At 69.5% G+C, this 15,404-nt stretch carries 12 protein-coding genes; 8 read left to right on the top strand and 4 right to left on the bottom strand.

The window, feature by feature from the left end; all coding sequences use genetic code 11:
- The first annotated feature begins 111 nt into the window (after nucleotides 1–111).
- From WMF14_RS03050 to WMF14_RS03015, 8 genes are read left to right on the top strand one after another with little or no spacing between them, the layout of a single operon-like run.
- Nucleotides 112–267 (top strand): hypothetical protein, encoded by a 156-nt coding sequence (locus tag WMF14_RS03050; protein ID WP_437798670.1) that lies wholly within the window; start codon nucleotides 112–114, stop codon nucleotides 265–267.
- Nucleotides 224–2,293, top strand: a complete 2,070-nt coding sequence (locus tag WMF14_RS03045; RefSeq protein ID WP_437798668.1) for a B12-binding domain-containing radical SAM protein — start codon at nucleotides 224–226, stop codon at nucleotides 2,291–2,293. The genes WMF14_RS03050 and WMF14_RS03045 overlap by 44 nt, the downstream gene beginning before the upstream one ends.
- Nucleotides 2,290–3,261, top strand: a complete 972-nt coding sequence (locus WMF14_RS03040; RefSeq protein ID WP_437798667.1) for a multinuclear nonheme iron-dependent oxidase — start codon at nucleotides 2,290–2,292, stop codon at nucleotides 3,259–3,261. Before WMF14_RS03045 ends, WMF14_RS03040 begins: the two co-directional genes overlap by 4 nt.
- Nucleotides 3,254–4,054, top strand: coding sequence for a hypothetical protein (locus WMF14_RS03035; RefSeq protein WP_437798665.1), 801 nt, complete (start codon nucleotides 3,254–3,256; stop codon nucleotides 4,052–4,054). Before WMF14_RS03040 ends, WMF14_RS03035 begins: the two co-directional genes overlap by 8 nt.
- The gene (locus WMF14_RS03030) at nucleotides 4,051–5,289 is read left to right on the top strand and encodes a hypothetical protein (RefSeq protein WP_437798664.1); all 1,239 of its coding nucleotides are present in this window, start codon (nucleotides 4,051–4,053) and stop codon (nucleotides 5,287–5,289) included. Before WMF14_RS03035 ends, WMF14_RS03030 begins: the two co-directional genes overlap by 4 nt.
- Nucleotides 5,286–7,448, top strand: coding sequence for an aKG-HExxH-type peptide beta-hydroxylase (locus WMF14_RS03025; protein WP_437798663.1), 2,163 nt, complete (start codon nucleotides 5,286–5,288; stop codon nucleotides 7,446–7,448). Before WMF14_RS03030 ends, WMF14_RS03025 begins: the two co-directional genes overlap by 4 nt.
- Nucleotides 7,448–8,602, top strand: a complete 1,155-nt coding sequence (locus tag WMF14_RS03020) for a TldD/PmbA family protein (RefSeq protein WP_437798662.1) — start codon at nucleotides 7,448–7,450, stop codon at nucleotides 8,600–8,602. Before WMF14_RS03025 ends, WMF14_RS03020 begins: the two co-directional genes overlap by 1 nt.
- Nucleotides 8,599–10,005 (top strand): MFS transporter, encoded by a 1,407-nt coding sequence (locus tag WMF14_RS03015; RefSeq protein ID WP_437798660.1) that lies wholly within the window; start codon nucleotides 8,599–8,601, stop codon nucleotides 10,003–10,005. The genes WMF14_RS03020 and WMF14_RS03015 overlap by 4 nt, the downstream gene beginning before the upstream one ends.
- A gap of 109 nt (nucleotides 10,006–10,114) precedes the next feature.
- On the opposite strand, the gene WMF14_RS03010 is transcribed toward WMF14_RS03015, so the two are convergent.
- The 4 genes from WMF14_RS03010 to WMF14_RS02995 form a co-directional block, all read right to left on the bottom strand.
- Complete coding sequence (locus WMF14_RS03010) at nucleotides 10,115–10,327, bottom strand: WD40 repeat domain-containing protein (RefSeq protein ID WP_437798659.1); 213 nt, start codon at nucleotides 10,325–10,327, stop codon at nucleotides 10,115–10,117.
- A 38-nt stretch (nucleotides 10,328–10,365) separates the two neighbouring features.
- Nucleotides 10,366–10,536: a hypothetical protein gene (locus tag WMF14_RS03005; protein WP_437798658.1), complete on the bottom strand. Its 171-nt coding sequence runs from the start codon at nucleotides 10,534–10,536 to the stop codon at nucleotides 10,366–10,368.
- A 441-nt stretch (nucleotides 10,537–10,977) separates the two neighbouring features.
- Nucleotides 10,978–14,376 (bottom strand): GAF domain-containing protein, encoded by a 3,399-nt coding sequence (locus WMF14_RS03000; protein ID WP_437798656.1) that lies wholly within the window; start codon nucleotides 14,374–14,376, stop codon nucleotides 10,978–10,980.
- A gap of 105 nt (nucleotides 14,377–14,481) precedes the next feature.
- Nucleotides 14,482–15,315, bottom strand: coding sequence for a lysophospholipid acyltransferase family protein (locus WMF14_RS02995; RefSeq protein ID WP_272097627.1), 834 nt, complete (start codon nucleotides 15,313–15,315; stop codon nucleotides 14,482–14,484).
- Nucleotides 15,316–15,404: the final 89 nt, after the last annotated feature.

Below are 15,404 nucleotides of genomic sequence, written 5' to 3'. Positions count from 1 at the left end.
TTGAGTTGACGACAGTGAACGCGCCTGCTGTCCTTGCTTACCTCTTGGGGTGCCCGGCCCCAAGCGACGCAACAGTTACACCGGGTCATCCAAGCCAAGGAGCACAGAAAAATGAACAGCCAAGATCAGGTGAAGGAGCTCGAGCAACTTGAGGTCATCGAGTCGAACGAGCTGAAGGTCGGAAACGCGTTCCACTCGTTCCGGTTCCGCGTGACGTCGGACGATGACGACGTGGCGCAGCACGAAACGAAAAAGTCCGAGGTGTAGTCACCTCGATGACCCGGTGCGCCGAGAGGGGCACCGGGTCATCGCCTTCCGAGAGCCGACAATGGACCACGAGATCGAAGGGCGCTCGGACGACGCTGGGACCCCCGGAGGGGACGCGCTGCTGCTATTCCCGCCGTCGACCGAGGCGCGGCTATTCCCTTACCTCAGCCTCCCGATGCTGACAGCCTACCTGCGCCGCGCGGGGCTGGCCGTGAGGCAGCGCGATCTCAATATCGAGCTCGCCTTCGCGCTCTTCAGAGAGCCGGTGCTCGGCCGGTATCTCGAGCACAAGCTCGATGTGACACCGTCTTGCCCGCCACTGCGCGATGCGTACCGCATCGAGATGGCGCGCTACCTGCGTGGCGTGTGTAACACCTTGCGCGCACGCGTCTTCGACAAGGCAGCTTCGATTCAAGAGGCCGGCCCGGCGGTCCGACTGATGAGCCATGGCATCGAGCTGCTGCTCGAGGGCTCCGCCCTCAAGCGCGCGTTCACGTCGCTGCCCGCGATGGGTTTGGCGCTCGAGGCCTTCGGCGAGCCGGCGGTGGAAGATCTCGGCGCCTGTGCTCTGCGGGAGCTGCTCGCGGGCGCGCTCGGCGAGCGCCCCCCGGCCATCGTCGGGGTCTCGGTGGCGTTCTTCAGCCAGATATGGCCATCGCTCCTCATGGCCCGGTGGATTAAGGCGCGCTTCCCGGACACGCTCGTCGTCTTCGGTGGGCAGCAGATCCTGCTACGCCATGAGGCCATGGCGCGCGTCCCCGCTGTCGCAAGGTACGTCGACTGCCTCGCGACAGGGGCCGGAGAGAATACCCTGGTGTCGCTCGCCCAGGCCGCGGCCGGAGAGTGCCCGTGGTCGGAGGTACCGTCCGTGACGTGGCTCGACGACCGTGCGCCGCCGCGGATGGATCCAGCCCCGGCCATCGATACCCTCCCTTCTCCGGATTTCAGCGACCTCCCTTGGCGGCACTACCTGATGGATTCGATCCAGATGCCGCTCATCACCTGCGTCGGCTGCTTCTGGGCCCGCTGCGCATTCTGCTCCTACGGCAATCGCTCGCGGAAGCTGGGATATCAACAGAAGGCACCGGAGCAGATCGCCGCCGAGTGCGAGCACATCGTCGAGACATACGGCGTGCGACGTATCAACCTCGTGGACGAGATGACGAACCTCCCGGTCGCCATCAAGGCGATGCGGCTGCTCGCGCGCCGCGGCATTCGCATTGAGTTCAGCGTCCGCTGCCGGTTCGAGAAGCATCTTTTGGATATCGGGTTCTGTCAGGAGCTACGCGCGCTGGGCTGCGTCCAGATGGCCGTCGGCTACGAGACCACCTCGCAGCGGCTGCTGGACAAGCTGGAGAAGGGCGTCTACGCCGCCGACTACCAGCAAATCATCGACAACCTCCATGCCGCGGGTATCGAGCTCCGCCTCTCGGTCATGGGAGGCATCCTCGATGAGACCCCCGAGGAGTTCGCCGCGTCCGAGGCCTTCCTGACGAAGAACGCGGACAAGATTGGCATCGACGTGATGCAGATGCTCATCGTCGAGCCGGGCACGCGTCTTTCCGAGGATCCCGCACGCTACAGCCTCGCCCTCGAGGAGGGAGCAGCGCTGCAGGGCAACGCACTGCTCAGCTATGGCCAGGGACGGGTGGGCTACCGGCTCCGTGTCATGGAGGGCGACCCCTCCTTCGAGGAGCGCCAGGAGCGGTTCCTGAGCATCCACCGCAACGTACACCCGAGGAAGAACGACGACCTCCCGCCGGAGCGCCGGCACCCTCGCCGGGACGCGCCGGTCTTTGCGCTCAGGCTGTTCCCCTGGGCGCGGCTTCTGCACGCGCGACTGGACGGCGGTCCACCCGGGACCTTCCTGGTGAACCTGCTGTGGCAGACCTTCCACCGGCTACCTCCAGCGCTCCACGCGGAGGGCGACACGCTTGTCGCCGCCGACGAGGACGGCGCTGCGCTGCTGGGCCGCCTGCGGGCGACCGGCGCGGGCGAGCGTATTCCCGAGCGGAGGACCGCATGACGACGAGCGAGATTCGATTCCGCACGACCGAGCGGCTGGGGCTGGGTGTCGGCATGGACCTGCCGTGGGGCGAGTCCATCGGCTTCGAGCGCGACCCGATGCGCGGCGAGACCGTCACGCTGAAGGTGCACCGCTTTCTCGGCCGCTATCAGCGATGCTTCAATTACATGAGCTTTGCGTTCCAGCCGGGGAACCGGAACCGACTCCGAGCGGAGGACTACTTCCCGGCCTATGACGCCCTGTTCGCGGCCGCGCCGGACATCGCACATCGCGCCCTTCATCACACGCTGCTCAACATGGCGACGCTGGAGCCGTACGACCCTCGGCCCGTCATCGAATTCACCAATACCCTCGTCGAGCGCTACGGCTTCTTGTGGATCGTCGAGGATCTCGGGCTGTGGTCCATAGCCAAGAAGGCGCTGCCGTATCCGCTGCCGCCCTTCCTGACTGAGGAGGGGCTCGCCGCCTGCATTCAGAACGTGCGCGCCTGGCAGTCGGCCCTAGCAGCCCCGCTCTCGGTGGAGTTCCCTGGATTCACCGAGGGAGCCACGATCTCGGTGGGGGACATCGACGCCTTCGACTTCTTCCGCACCGTCGCCCACGACAGCGGCTCGCCCGTAACCCTCGATATTGGGCATATCCTCAGCTATCAGTGGCTCAAGGGCCGCGTAGGCGAGCGCCGCTTCGACGGGCTGGACCGGCTGCCGCTCGGGTCCTGCCACGAGTTCCACCTATCCGGGTGCCAGATCGTGGGTGACAAGTTCCGGGACCTTCACCACGGCATCCTGCTCGATGAGCAGCTCGAGCTACTCGAGTACCTGCTGCCCCGCTGCCCGCAGGCGCGGGCGGTCACCTTCGAAGATCCAAAGTACCGCGAGGACGGGGAGCTGCTCCCGAAGTCGGTCCGCAACTTCGAGCGGCTCAAGGCCATCGTGGCCGCCTGGTCCGAGGAGCCTGCCCATGCCTGAACCCCTCCAGAGCGCGCTTTATCGGCTGCTGCACCACCGGAGCTTCCGCGACGACTTCCTCGCCGGTCGGTTCGACGCGCTCGGCCTGGAACCGCGCGAGCTGTGTTTGCTGCGCGCCATCGACAGGGCCGAGCTCGTGACCCTGAGCGAGTCCATCTGTCGCAATGTGCTCCGGGGCGAGCTGAAGTTTGAGGGCGGGCTGCGCGGAACGTTTCCGGACCTGTTCTCGCTCCTGGAGCGGAAGGGGTGCGCGCCCCTCGAGGTCATCTACCGCTTCGTCGAGTCGCCAGAGTACGAAGGCGCGCGCCAGCTGCCCTATGGGGGCGCCGGCATCTCCACCGAGGAGGCGTTTTTCGACTTCCTGCGCCGCGAGGGGACGCTCCTGGCGCTCGCGCCGTACGCGCCGCTGCTGCTCACCCACGAATTCCTAACGGGCATGCTGGCCATCCTGGTGATCAACCGGGACCCCAGCTTCGAGCTCCGCACCCCGCTCATTCGATCGAACGGCGCAGCGCGCTACGCCGTCCAGCGCTATCCGCTCGATTTCGCCCAGAGCCTGACGGAGCGCCCGCTCTCGGCGGACGACTCGGGCCAGGTCATTTTCCTCTACGTCGCCGCGCCCGGGCGATTGTTGCGCGGGCCCTCGAGCGCCGCGGCCGTGGCCCTCGTCGAACGCGGCCGCAAACAGCTCGATGAGACCGCGCGCACGCTGGCCGAGCGGGGCGTCTTGACGACAGTGGCCTCGCTCTCCACCCTGGCCGACGGCCTGGCGCGCCTGGGGGTTATCGCGTGAGGCGCCGCGAGGTCATCTCCTTCGAGGAGCACGGCGAGGTGCTCGCGCACTGGCACCGCTCAGGCTGGCGCGGGGAAACGGTGGTCGTGTTCGATCGCCACCTCGACCTCAAGCGCATCCACCCGCGCCAGCTCTCGCGCGTACGGGAGGCGGCGCGGAGTGGCTCGCTCGACGCGCTGAACCGGGATCTGCCCTTCCGCGACGATGAGCGCTTCCCGTATGGGCTGGACAACTTCCTGTACGCGGCGGCGGACATCAGGCTCATCCGCCGGCTCGTCTGGGTGCTGCCCGAGGAGCGGCCTCTCGACGCGCGTCAGCTTGGCGCGGTGCTGTGGAACGCGCTGTCGCTGCTGCCAGGTCATGGCCACGAGGTGGCCGCCACGTTCAGGGCCGGCGAGGCCTCGGCGCGGGCGACCGTCGGTCCGCTCGCCATCGAAGCCACGACGCTGCGCCGGCTACGCGGGCTGGACCTCGTCGGGGCGCGACTGGACGTGGATCTCGACTACTTCTACAATGGCGGCGCGCGGCCCGTACACAGCCTGGCGGACGTGGTGACTGCGGTCTCCGCGCTCGGGTTGCTCGATGAGCCGCCGACGATGACGTACTCGATTTACAGCGGCTTCATGCCCGATTCCTTCCGTCCGCTCGGTGAGGCGCTGTCGCGAGCCATGGGCTTTGCGTTCGTCCCGTCGTCCCCGCGGGGTCGGCACGCTGAGCGGGCGATGGAGGTCATCGCGGGCGGGTCGCCGCTCTCCGATGACGCGCTGGACGCGCTGACCCGTGAGGAGCTCCTCCCGCTCGGGGGGCCAGGGATGGCGCTGCGGGCGCTCTTGTGCGCGCGCGCCGGCCGCTTCGCCGACGCGGAGGAGAGCCACGCGCAGGCGCGGGCCTTGGGTGATCGCGCGACGTGGCCCGCTTACGAGCTGGGGCTCAGGCTCCTGGCGCGCCAGCAGCACGGCGCGGCCGCAGCATGGCTGGCGCGCGCCGAAGGAGAGCTCGTCGACACGATCCAGGCGCACGGCCTGGCCCTCCGGGCGCTGGCCGAGTGCAAGCGCCAGAATTTCGAGGAGTGCATGGCGTTGACAGCGCGGTGCTTGGAGGAGCTTCCGCTGCGGCGGGAGCCCTATCAGCTGGCGGTGATCGCGGCGTCACGCCTGGGCCGTCAGCGCGAAGCAGCACACGCCAGGGAGCGGTTGGCCTGGCTAACGACAACGTACGAGGAGGCCTTCCTGTGAGCTTCTCTCTCCCGGGGATCGGTCGCGAGGAGTTCTTTCGGGACTATTGGCGAAAGCGCCCCCTCTTCATCAAAGGTGGCGCGCTCCATCTGCTGGAGCGACCGGTTGAGGAGGCCGAGCTGGACGAGGCGTTCGCTCTCCTGGAAACGGTCGCGCCGGCGGAGCTGAAGCGCTCGGGCGACGAGGTCATCTTCGGGCCGCGCATCGACCGGGTGGTCCCGCGGCTGCGGGCCATCGCCGGACAGCTCCACGCCGAGTTCGGCTGCACTAGCATCGGGTTCGATGGCATTAAGGCGAAGGACGGCCACAGCATCGGAAGCCACTTCGACACGAGCGACAATTTCGTCCTCCAGCAATGGGGGACGAAAATCTGGCGACTCCACGCGCCCGACTTCATCCCGCAGGAGATCGTTCGCCAGCGGATGCTCCACGCGCCCGATGTGGGCTCGGTCTTCATGCCCGAGGACGCTCTCGAGTACACGCTGGAGCCAGGGGACCTGCTCTACATCCCCATCCTCTGGGCGCACTGGGGCGTATCACGCGGTCCCTCCACGAGCGTATCGCTGCTGTTCAACAGCGAATCAGGGGCGCAGCTCATGCCCCTGTTGACCGAGGTGCTCTCTCTGGACCAGCGCTTCTGGTCACCCATGCCCACCGCCGAGCTCACCGACTTCTCGGATCCCTCACCCGCAATGCCCGCCGGCGTCAAGGCCTGGTTCGCCAGCATAGGGGAAGCGCTCCGGGATCCCGTCGTGATAGAAGAGGTCGAGCGCCGCTTTTGGCGTGCCCGGGCCCGGCGCATCCGGATTCTCGCGGGCGTCGAGGCGGAGGCGGCCCCTGCGCCGGCCCCCGCCAAGGACGAGCTGCACCTTGACATGGACCGGGTGCGGTCCCTATTGCAAGCGCCGCTGCCGCGCCCGGACCTGGGCAGGCTGGTGCTCCCTGAGACCGAGACGCGCGAGAATCAGAAGCTGCGCGAGTGCGTCTACCGGCCGTATCTCAAGCGGCTCCTGCTCACGTGCACGAAGGCATACCCACTCCTCCGGGATCCGGCACACAAGCGCTCGCTGGCGACGCTCGTCAGCGCATTCATGGGGCTGAAGCCGGCGGACCTCCGCGAGACGGTGCTCGGGCCGGAGCTGACATCGTGGATCTGGCGCATGGCCGAAGCCATCGACTTTGATTACCCGCCGCGGGTGGAGCTCATCGTGCGGCACCTGGGGAGCTTTCTGCTGCCCGTCCTGCTGGCGAACGGGGTGTTGCCCGAGGGCGAGCCGCTCTTGCTGGCGCCGTCCGGGCGCGGCGAGCTGCACCTCTTCTTCCCGGTGCTGCGCGCGCTGGAGGTGCCGCTCACATTGCCCGAGGTGCTCCCAGTCGTCCGCGAGGGCGGCGCCCTCCGGGTCGGCGGCGAACGGCCCTTCGAGGTGTCGGTGACCGCGCTGCTGGGCCAGGAGCGCCCGGCGCGCGGTGACGTGACGCTGTCGCCGCTACCGACCGCGCCGGGCGGGCGCGTGTTGCTGATGCGGACCACCGGTTGGTATACCGAATTCTTCCCTAAGCGCGAAGACCAAGGCCGCGTGAGCCCGCTCCACCTCGATATCACCGACGCGGAGCTCGATGAATTCCGCGCGTCAATGACGCGCGGGCTGGGGCTCGTCCGCGAGCTCTGGCCTGCAGCCCACGAGGAGCTCGAGGAGGGTATCCGGCTCGTGCTGCCGGTCCGCTCGCTCGGACTGGATCCGCACAACGGGAGCGTCGCGGGCTTTCGCGGGCTCATCACCTCGAGCGCGCGGCCGGACTACATGATAGCGCAGACGCTGGTGCACGAGACCGCGCACAACAAGCTGAGCTCGATCCTCGACGTCTTCCGCCTGGCGACGAACCCGGATGACGAGCTCCACCCGTCGCCCTTTGTCCCGATGCCCCGGCCGATGTCGGCGCTCTTTCATGGCGCCTTCTCGTTCATCCAGGATCTGCACATGACCCGCCGCATGCTGAACGGAGGCGTCCCGAGCCCACCGGAGGCGCCGATGGAGAAGTACCTCCAGAAAATCGAGGGGCGGGTGAAGATGGCCATCGGAACCATCCTGCGGCGCGCGCGGCTGACCCCCGAGGGCGATGCGATCGTCGCCGGCATGGAGCGGGCGCTGGCGGTGTGATGGACGTCCGCTCCTACCATCGCGTCCAGATCGAACAGGATGGGGTCTCCGCCCGTCTGGGCACCGCGCGGGCGGATCCCCTCCTGCTGCCCCACGACGCGCTGGAGCTCTTGGCCCAGCAGTGGCACCACGCGCTTGACGAGGCGCTCGCCCCCTGGGCGCGGCACCTGGAGTCCCGGGCGCTGATTCTCGATTCCCGCGTCGTTCGCAAGCGTGTCGCGGAGCGGGAACTGGTCACGACACTCGCTGCCGTGCTGGTGAAGTGCGTCGTCGAAGGACCTCACTCGCGCGTGCCGGTCGTCTGGCAGGCGGCAGCGCCCGACGCCGGGCTGCATCCGCTCGAGGAGAAGTTCCGCACCGCGCTCGCCTCCGGGCAGATTGTCGAGGAGATCCACGCGGCAGTGGAGGGAACGCCGCTCGCTGCTGTGGAGCGGTGCCCGGTGGTGCTGGATCCGTGGATCGCCTCGACCCTCATCCACGAATGCGTCGGCCACAGCTCCGAAGCGGACAACTACCTCGAATCGATGGTCCCGGCCGGCTTCCGGCTGGGCTACCGCTGGACCGAGCTCTCTCTGCGCGTCGTGGACGATCCCGGGCTCGCCGGACACCTGGGCAGCTATCAATTCGACGACGAGGGATCCCCGGCGAGACGGACCGAGCTAATCCGCGACGGCATCTGGAACGATCTGCTGTACAGCCGGGAGACCGCCGAGCGGCTCGGCGTCGAGCGATCGGGCAATGGGCGGCGCACCCCCGGCGCGCCGCGCGCGCTCCCGCGGATGTCGGTGATGTATGTGGAGCCGGGCACGGCGTCGCGCGAGGCACTCGTGGCGACCGTAGAGCGAGGCGTGTACTGCGTGGGCGCAATCGGCGGCTGGTCGAGCGGGCGCGACTTCGTCGTGCGGCCGGTCTACGGTCTGAGGATCCGTAACGGGAGCCTGACCGGCGAGCGGGTGCGCTGCTTTGACATCGTGGGCGACAAGGCGGCGGCGATGGCGCAGCTGAGCGGCATTGCGGGCGACCTGACCTTCATCGATCATGCGTTTGGCGGCTGCGACAAAGGCGGGCAGGACGAACTGTCGATGACCCAGGGCGCGCCGCACCTGGCGCTGCGGGAGGCAGTCCTGAGACCTATCATGAAGGTGAAATCGTGATCGAGCCCTCGCACACCAAGCGGCCCCGCCTAACCATCATGGCCATCTCGCTCGGCGTGTTCGCCAGCGTGATGAGCACGACGATGCTGTCGATCGCGTTCGTGGACGTGGCGCGGAGCCTTCAGGTCACGTACGCGACGCTGCAGTGGCGCAACGGGGTGTTCTTCTCGTTCTTCGCGGTGGGCCTCCCGTTCTTCGGGAAGCTGGCGGACCGCGTCGGGCTTCGGCGACAGTTCTTCTTCGGCATCGCCCTCTTCGTCGCCTCGTCGCTGTTGAGCGGGCTGACGCGCTCATGGCCGCTGTTCCTCGTCTTTCAGGCGCTTCAGGGGCTGGCCGACGCGATGATCGTCCCGGCGCTGATGGGACTCATTGGCGTCCTCTTCCCGCCGGAGCGCACCGGCTGGGCCTTCGGCTGGTTCGGCGGCGTGCTCGCGGTGGCGACGTTCATCGCGCCGCTTCTGGGCGGCTTCGTGGTGCAGTACGCGGCGTGGCCGGTGATCTTCTACTGTCTCTCCGGCATCGGGCTCGTGTGCCTGATAAGCTCGGCGCTGGTGTTGCCACGCGTGGCTCCGCCGCCGGAGCGACCCGCGGGCCGGCTGCCCGGCTGGGCCGCGCTTACCCTGCTGGCGGTCGTCTTCTGTGCGCAGGGCGTGGGCACGATGTCGGGTCTGGCTCGCCTCGTGCTGGTGGTGGCGCTGGCGCTCACGGTTGCCATCTTCATGTACCTCGAGCGCACCGCTGACGCGGCCTCGACGCTGCTGCCGCGTGGCGCGCTGGGCAACGCCGTCTTCCTTATCGGCTGCGTGCGGGCATTCCTGCTGTACCTGGGGAGCAGCGGAGTTGGCCTGTTCGCGCCGAGCTACCTGCGCCAGGTGCACGGATTGAGCGCGGACGTGGTCGGCCGGCTCTTGCTGGTCGAACCGCTGCTGGCGCTGCCGCTGTCGATGTGGGCAGGCCGCGCGGCGGACCACCGCCCCTACTTGGCGATTGCCGCGGGGCTTGGCCTGTCGGTCGGCGGCTGCCTCGCGTTCCTGGGGACGCTGGATCCGCCCATGCCCTGGTACGCGCTGGGTGCCTCCTACGTGCTGCTGGGCCTCGGCTCGACGCTGGCGATGCCCGCGCTGGACAAGATCGCGCTGCTGTCGGTGCCCAAGAATGAGTCCGCGCATTATATGGGCACATTCCAAATGGTGCAGTTCGGCACGGGGGCTTTCGCGGGCGTCCTCTTCGGGCCGCTCGCTGAGCGCGGGGGGTCCGGCCTGCCCACCGCCGAGGGCTTCGCGTGCGTTGCCCTGCTAAGCGCGGCGCTGCTGGTGATCGGGCTCGGAACAGTGTTCCTGGAGCGGCACGTTGTATCGCGGAAGCAGGTCTCCTCAATGGACCAGCCGGTGCAGGCGGAGTGAGCGGCTGGTCGTCCGTGCCTCGCTCGTTGGAGCCTCTCCCAGCGAAGAGGATCGGAGAGTTTTAGCAGCTCGCAGGATACTTCGCCCTGGTTTCTCGAAGAAGGGCAGGTCATGTCGCGCTCGCCCATCGATAGACTCGCACCATCCCGTCCGTGCACGCCGCGGCCACATGCCGCCCGTCCGGGCTCATGGCCACGCACTCGACGGCGTCCGCATACTCTCCGAGCACGCGCAACGCCTTCCCGGAGGCTGCCTCCCAGGCTCGCACCGTGCCATCAGACGAGCCTGAAACCACGATCTCACAGCGGGGGTAGAAGACCATGGAAGCAAGATGCATTGTATGAGCTGTGAGCGTCTCCTTCAGCTCCCAACCCGCCGTGTCCCGGAGCCGGATCGCTCCGTCATATCGAAGCCGAGATGGTATCCGCGGTAAACAACCCCGAAGCCGCCCTTACCGACGACGTCGTCAACGCGGTACTTGCCCTCGATGGTCGTGCCCACCGAGCCGAAGAGATCCGCCAGCGCCTGCATCGCGCAGCACGAGCATAGCGTAGGGGGCGAAGCACCCGCGGATCGAACTTCGTGCTGGACGGGGGCAGCGCAGAGCGCCGCAGTGAACCGCGGCCGGCGTCTAAAGATCAGCCCGCTGCCGCCGGATCCCCCCGTTCTTCTCTTCAACGGGCGTCAATGCGTGAGCGCCAGGGTGGGGGTGTGCGCGGCAGCGCGCGGGGGGCGCGCTGGAGCACCGAACGAGGTGCCATAAGTTCCCAGCAGGCTCCACGTCCCAGGCGCGCCTTATGTGGCGCGCAACGAAACGTCTCAGAGGGCAAGGCCCGAAGTGAGACATGCCGGGCGGTGTCTCATGCGCAAGCTCTCCCGCCCCCGTCTTGGCGGATGGCCAGCGCCCCCCGCGCGCTGCCGCGCACACCCCCACCCCGGCGCGTGCCCCCGGATCTCCCGTCCCTCCCTCACTCACTCGTCCCGGGACCAAGGCATGAACCCGGTCGCCAGGCACTTCACCGCCGCCGCCAGCTCGATCGGCTCGATCGGCTTGGGCACGTGCATCTGGTACCCGGCCGCGAGCGCCCGCACCCGGTCCTCGGTCCGCGCGTACGGCGTCAGCGCCAGCGCCGGCGTGCGCCCCACCTTGCGCGGCAGCAGATCCCGCACCCGCCGGATCAGCGAGTACCCGTCCTCCCCCGGCATCCCGATGTCGACGACGAGCAGCGCCGGCTCCGACGTCTCCAGCAGCTTGAGCGCCTCGTTGCTCGACGTCGCCGTGCTGACCTCGGCCCCGCAGCGCCGCAGCACCGCCGAGAGCATCGCCAGCGTATCCGGATCGTCGTCCGCGATGAGCACCCGCACCCCGGTCAGCCGAGGGAACGGGTTGCGCGGGTCCGGCGCGATCCCCGCGTTCGTGAGCGCCGTCGCGGTCGCGCCCGTCGAGAGCGGCAGCTGCACCGTGCACGTCGTCCCGCGCCCGGGGCCGGCGCTCGTCACGCGCACCATGCCGCCGTGCAGCCCGACGATGTGCCGCACGATCGAGAGCCCGAGCCCGAGGCCCCCGTGCCGGCGCGCGCCGCTGTTGTCCTCCTGCCGGAACCGCTCGAAGACGTGCGGGAGCGAGTCCGCCGAGATGCCCTCGCCGTCGTCGATCACCCTGACCTCGGCGAACCGCTCGTCCTGCGAGAGCTGCACCTGCACGAGCCCGCCGGGGCGCGCGAATTTCACCGCGTTCGAGAGCAGGTGCCACACGACCTGCTGCAGCCGCGCAGGGTCGCCCTCGACGAACACGCCCTCCGGATCGAGCCTCGTCTCGATCGCCACGCCCTTGCCCGCGGCCGACGGGAGGATCGACTCGACCGCCGTCTGCACCGGCAGCGTCAGCTCCACCGCGAGCCGCTCGATCTTCAGCGTGCCCGTCACGACCTGCGACGCGTCGAGCAGCTCGTCGATGAGCGTCACCTGGTGCTCGGCGTTGCGCTCGACCGCCGACAGCGCCCGCGTCTCCGCGACCCGATCGAGCGAGCCCGCCTGCATCATCCTCGCCCAGCCGAGGATCGCGTTGAGCGGCGTCCGCAGCTCGTGCGACACCGTCCCGAGGAACTCGTCCTTCAGCCGGTTGGCGTCCTGCACCTCGCGGTAGAGGCGCGCGTTGTCGAGCGCAAGCGCGGCCCGGTGCGCGACCTCCTCCGCGAAGGCCACGTCGGACCGCTCGAAGAACCGGCCCGACTCCGACGACACGAGCGAGATCGCGCCGAGGATCCGCCCGCGCGCCCGGAGCGCCACCACGAGGTACGACAGCGGCGCGAGCGTCCGGTTGGCCGTGGCCTCCTCGCTCGTCATCGCCTCGTGGATCAGCACGTCCCCGCGGACGTCCGCGTAGAGCTCCGACCGGCCCGTGCGCAGCACGCGCGCCACGGGACCCGGCTCGCCGTCGACCCGGCTCGGGTGGAAGTACCGGAGCAGCGGCTCCTTCAGCGGGCTCACGTGCGCGGCCGCGACGTGGCGCAGCCCGAGGCCGTCGTCGATGTCGACCAGGCAGAAATCGGCGAGCACCGGCAGGACGAGCCGCGCGAGCGACTGGAGCGTCGCCGTGAAGTCCAGCGACGCGGCCAGCGCCGTGCTGAGCTCGGCCAGGAACGCGAACCGCCGCGCCGCCTCCTCCGCCTCGGCCCGCGCCGCCTGCACCCGGATCAGCCGGGCGCGCTCCTCCTCGGCCCGCTTGCGATCGGTGATGTCGCGGTGGATGCCGACGAGGAACAGCGGGCGACCCTCCTGGTCGTGGACCGCGTACGCCGTGATCTCGATCGGCACCTCGGAGCCGTCGCGCCGGACGCACGGGACCTCGCCGACGAAGGTGCGCGCGTCCTCGATCTGCTGGAGGATCCGGGCCGTGCTCTCCTCACGGACGTCCTCGCGGTGGAGGAGCGCCATGCTCTTGCCGACGATCTCCTCGGACAGGTAGCCGAAGATCGACTCGGCCTCGCCCATCCAGTACCGGATGTTGCCCTCGACGTCCGTGACGAGGATGGCCTCGGGCATCTGCTTCAGCACCTCGTGCGAGAGGTGCATGGCCTCCTCCGTCTGCAGCGCGGAGAGGCGCGCCCGCTCGAGCGCCTGCGCGCTCTGCTGGACCAGCGCGAGCATGAACGCCCGGTCGTCCTCGGAGAACGACTGCGGCGCCGAGAAGCCGAACCCCACGGCGCCGAGCACGCGCCCCTCGAGGAAGAGCGGGATCGCGGCGTACGCGCGCTCGCCCGTCGCGACGCAGCACGACGCGAAGCCCGGCTCGAACTCGCCGAAGCGCTCCTCCGACTCGAGGAAGATCGGCTGGCGCTCCCGGACCGCGCGCGCGAGCGGCAGCTCCGCGCCGAGGTCGAAGCTCTTGAAGCGCGCGATCTGCGCCTCGAGGTAGCCCGTCGAGCGCACCGTCTCGAGCTCGCCGCCGAGCCCGGCGCGCAGCGCCACCACGCCGGTCATCGCCCCGGCGGCCGCGACGACGTCGCTCGCGAGCACGCGGAGCACCGCGGGCGGCGTGATCGCGTCGGACAGCGCGGCGGTCACCGCGAAGAGCCACGCGGCCCGGTCCGCGCTCCGCTCCGCCGCGTGGCGCGCCTCCTCCGCCTTCCGGTAGAGGTAGGCGTTGTCGAGCGCCAGCGCCACGCGGTGCGCGAGCTCGGCCGCGAGCACGAGGTCGTCCGCGGAGTAGATGCGGTTCGACTCGGACACGCCGAACGACAGCACGCCGAGCTTGCGGCCGCGCGCGATGAGCGGCACCGCCATCGCCGACCGCGTGCCGAGCTGCTCCAGCGCCGCGGCGCGCTCGGCGGCCTCGTCGCTCTTGTCGCGATCGAGCTCGTGCAAGAGCTCGGACTCGCCGCTGTGCAGCACCTTGGCGATGCCGAGGCGCTCCTCGGCGTCGGGCGAGATCGCGCGCAGGAGCCCCTCGCGCTCGGGGTTCACGTGCTTCGCGGCGACCCGGCAGAACCGCTGCCGCGTCGCGCCCGCGTGGCCCGCCCGAGCGGCGCCCGCCCTGTCGGAGTCCGCGGCGGCGCGCTGGCGCCGGGCCGCATAGATGCCCGCCACGGGCGCGGGGTCGAACCCGTCCGCCCCGGCCACGAACGTGGGATCGTTCGACGGCGGCGGCGGCGGCACCGAGCCGACCAGGCCCATGGCGTCCGCGGCGCCACGCTCGATGAGATCGACCGTGCACCAGTCCGCCAGGTAGGGCACCGACAGACGCGCGAGTCGCTCGAGGATCGTATGAGGGTCAAGCGATCCGGTGAGCTGCTCGCTCGCGTCCGCCAGGAACATCAGCTCATTATGGATCGCCCCTCCGCGGGGCGGCTTCAGGACCTGCCATGCCATGGCGGTCTCGCTAGGGTTGCCTTCACGCTCCATGGGGTCGCCGGCGGCCCGCATCGTAGCGAGGGCCGATCGCAGAAGCCAGCGGCGCAGGAGAGAGCGCGGCGGCTAACCGTCGGCGACGAGCCGCGCGCGGGCGCGGTGAACGAGCGCCTGGACGGCGCGGTGCGACTCGTCGCGCACCTCGCCGACGTCCTGGCCTACCGTGGCGATGGGCGCGCCGACCTCGATCGCCACCGGGATACGTCGCGCACGGCTCACCCGGGCCATGTGCGCCGTGAACGACTCGTCGACGTAGGAGGACTCGGCGCCGCCGTACACGAGCCCCACAGGGACGATCTCCGCGCCGACGCGGCAGGCCGCGGTGAAGCCGCCCGCGCGGAACGGCCGCACCTCATCTCCGGAGAACGTGGTCCCCTCGGGGTAGACCATCACACCACGGCCGCCCTTGAGCGCGGCGCACATCGCCTGGACGACCGCAGAGCCGCTGCGCTTGCTGGAGCGGTCCACGAAGAGCGTTCCGACGCGGCGCGCCGCCATGCCGATGACCGGCCATCCGGCGAGGTCGGCCCGGCTCACGACCGTGGCCTCGAAGAAGGCGAGCGTGATCATGATGTCGAGCGCGGAGCGGTGGTTCATCACGAACAGCCGGCCGACCCCGGCGGCGTCGCGCCCAGGGCAGTACCCGGCGCCCGCCGGATCGGCCGCGCCGGCGGCGCGCTCACCCTGGAAGAGGCCGCCCGCACGCACGTCGAGCCCGTACAGCTTCAGGAGCGCGCGCCCATACCGGCGCATCCATGTGTGGAGGACCACTTCGCGGTCGGCCGCGGGTGAGATCGCTGTGTCGACCTCGAGCAGGCCGTACATGCCGAAGGTGAGGCCGACGAAGCCGGCCGTGCGGAGAGGGAAGCGGAGGGCGTCGAGTGGACGAGCGCTGACCATGCGTCGGATGTCCTGCCCGCTCGGGGCGATCGTAGAACCAGGGCTTCAGCGAGGCGGAGGCGCCGGGCGCGCCCCAGATCGCGCGGCGA

The organism is Sorangium sp. So ce693, from assembly GCF_051521375.1.
GTDB lineage: Bacteria > Myxococcota_A > Polyangia > Polyangiales > Polyangiaceae > Sorangium > Sorangium atrum.
The sequence above is the reverse complement of the archived record's forward strand: the minus strand, read 5'-3'. Positions and strand labels throughout refer to the sequence as shown.